Genomic DNA, 2,232 nt, shown 5'->3' with positions numbered 1-2,232 from the left:
CTACTGCCATAATAAGTTTTTTTTAATAGATTAAACCGTTTTTGAATAGTTGAATCTTATTTTTTCTTATTTCTTAATTGTTCCAATCTAAGTTCTTGAAAATTTTTATAAAAAACAAAATCTTCAGGAAGTAGTTCGTCAGCAATATGCCATTCGATAGTATCTCTTTGTCTAAAAATATAGAAACATTCGTAAGGATAATCACGAAAGAATTTGAAATTCAAAAAAGGATATACTTTAGCATTATTGAGATATGCTTTAGGTATTGATGAAAAAAGACTATCTGCATTGAAAGGGATATCTATTATTGTAGAATCTTTAAGAACTCCCTTGTTGTAAATCTGTTCATAGATTAGAAATCTGTTTTTAGTAACTTCAACTATTTCTAGTTCATCTTTGTCGATATTTATAGGAATCTCAGGTTCTACATAAAAATATTTAATCTTTAGAATTTCATTTTCATTGTTTTTCCTTATTTTTTCTATGGTATTTTCATTATTTTTCACTATGTTTTTTTGTTGTTTGGTAGAGCAAAAAAAGAGTGAAAAAGCGATTAGTAACAAGTAAAATTTCATCTGTTTAGTAATTAAAAGTTAAACTACGATCTCCTCGCATAATATCCCATTGCCACTTAAAAAATGAATACATTTTACCTTTGTAAATATTATCTCCACTTGGTAAGTATCTCTTGTTAAGATTGTCATAAATTCCTCTTTGCCAAGTATAATCCATATAATTATCAGTATACCCTTGATAAAAAACAAAATCAAAACCAAAAAGAGAAAGTAGTTCTTCACTGAAAATATGAGGAAGAGATAAAGAATGCGCACATTCGTGAACAATAGTACGATATTTTAAAAGCCCTGAGTTAAAAATAAGAAATGAATTTCCCCATTGTTCTGTATGTTTATTCAAATGTGCTATACCTAAAGTTTTACCTGCACCTATGGAAGTAAAAAACAAAAAGGTTTTTTGAGTATTATCTGAGTTTATCCCCCCAGGTATTTTTCCATATTTTCCATACTTATTGTATAACCGTGTGATTTTACGCAATATATCACCTGCCTTTAGAGAGTTATAGCTATTTAAAAAATCATTTACATCACGATGATGTTTCAAATTATTTAAATTGAACTCTGTGTCTATTTTTACCTCTGCCCTTATAAGAGCTTGGTTAAAAGCTTGGCGTTTTAATGAGAATTGGTATCCTTCATAAAGTTTTGCCTTATGATTGTTATCCGTAATTACATTCACTACAACTAATTCTGCTTTAGGAATCACATCATTTTTGTATACCATTAACTTTCCTATTTCTTTGGATTCACCCTTTAACTTAGCAAAAACTTTTATATCTTTATGCCTTTTTAAAGGCTGATCCTTACATTTGATATTTATTTTTTTAGGTAAGTAATAAAAATTAATAAGATTCCCTCCAACTCTTCTGCTTCTTTTCTTTGTACTTAAAACTTCTGAAATAGGTATTTTATTAGGTGTTATCTCTAAGTAAGGACTTCCTGTTTCAAAGATAATTTCAGTCCCATCAGGTACTATCGTATCTATTTCATCAATTTGCAAATCTAAAAAGACACCATTTTTGTGCATCCTAGATCCGTGTGGAAACTGTTCATTTGTTGTGAATGGGAATATTGATAACCAAGCAGGAAAATATTCCTTTCCATACGGATTTATAGGATTTACTACATCTTCTCGATATTTTTCCTTTAATGGGTCAACACCTTTACAAAGAGTTACCTTACGATTTATTGGAGAACCATCATTATCATTTGTTACTGTAACTAATGGATAAATATATTCTTCTCTAAGCCAATCAAAACCATACTCACCCCTATAATCTTTAGGACGTCTAAAGTGTACCAAAAATTTCTTTATTTGAGTTTGATGGTTTCCTCCTGATACTGAGGAACTTTGTTCTTCTGTTTCTTGTGTATCAGAGTTATTTCCTAACCCTTGTATTATTACTTTTTTCTGACTAACAAGCTCTAAATCACCATTAGTTGCCTCAATAATTACCTCTTCGGCTTCCTCATAAGAAGAGCCACTTATAGAGGTATAAGTATCACGAACAGTAATATATATGTTATTTGCCTTTTTAAAAATTCCCATAGCTTTACTTTTTAATGTGAACTACCTTGCTCGCCGCTGTTAGATTTTACAGATTTTTCACTTTGTAAAATCATATTTTGCTTAGTGCTCACTACGGTTATTTTATCA

Annotated in this window: 2 protein-coding genes; both read right to left on the bottom strand. The window is 29.7% G+C overall.

The window, feature by feature from the left end; all coding sequences use genetic code 11:
- Positions 1-56: 56 nt before the first annotated feature.
- Positions 57-506, bottom strand: a complete 450-nt coding sequence (locus tag OO775_RS14030) for a hypothetical protein (protein WP_264847851.1) — start codon at positions 504-506, stop codon at positions 57-59.
- A 73-nt stretch (positions 507-579) separates the two neighbouring features.
- Positions 580-2,124, bottom strand: a complete 1,545-nt coding sequence (locus OO775_RS14025) for a hypothetical protein (RefSeq protein ID WP_264847850.1) — start codon at positions 2,122-2,124, stop codon at positions 580-582.
- Positions 2,125-2,232: the final 108 nt, after the last annotated feature.

The organism is Capnocytophaga catalasegens, from assembly GCF_026005215.1.
Lineage (GTDB): Bacteria > Bacteroidota > Bacteroidia > Flavobacteriales > Flavobacteriaceae > Capnocytophaga > Capnocytophaga catalasegens.
Note: the sequence above shows the minus strand (reverse complement) of the source record. Positions and strands in the feature narration are given on the sequence as shown.

Coding starts and splice junctions, on each gene's coding strand:
- OO775_RS14025 (WP_264847850.1), bottom strand. CDS start 2,124: ATGGGAATTTTTAAAAAGGCAAATAACATATATATTACTGTTCGTGAT.